The 313-nt window shown below is 62.6% G+C and carries 1 protein-coding gene; it reads right to left on the bottom strand.

Annotated elements, in window-relative coordinates:
- On the bottom strand, window positions 1-313 hold a 313-nt coding region (locus G6O54_RS37180; RefSeq protein WP_165236246.1), incomplete at both ends, for a hypothetical protein.

Raw genomic sequence — 313 nt, 5'->3', positions numbered from 1 at the left:
GAGCCGCTTCACGAGATGCTGGGCGACGTAGGTCGGCACCAGGTCGAAGGCCCGCCAGGTGAGGCTCTGGGCGGCCGCCACGCCGCGGATGCTGTATTTCGTGTAGCCGGAATTGTTGAACGGTTGATCGACCGTCAATGTGTAGCTGCCGCCGCTGGGGGCGGTGTTCGCGGTAATCCGGCGGGACTCGCAGAAGCTGATCTGGGCAACATTCGAGCCGCTCGTGACGTAGGCCACGACCTCGGCATTCAACGACGACCAGTAATTCGCGATATAGGAGATCGACGCCGGGTCCGTCGCGGTTACCGTTAGT

Source organism: Aquisphaera insulae (assembly GCF_011064615.1).
Taxonomy (GTDB): domain Bacteria; phylum Planctomycetota; class Planctomycetia; order Isosphaerales; family Isosphaeraceae; genus Aquisphaera; species Aquisphaera insulae.
This window is presented reverse-complemented; position numbering and strand designations above follow the sequence as displayed.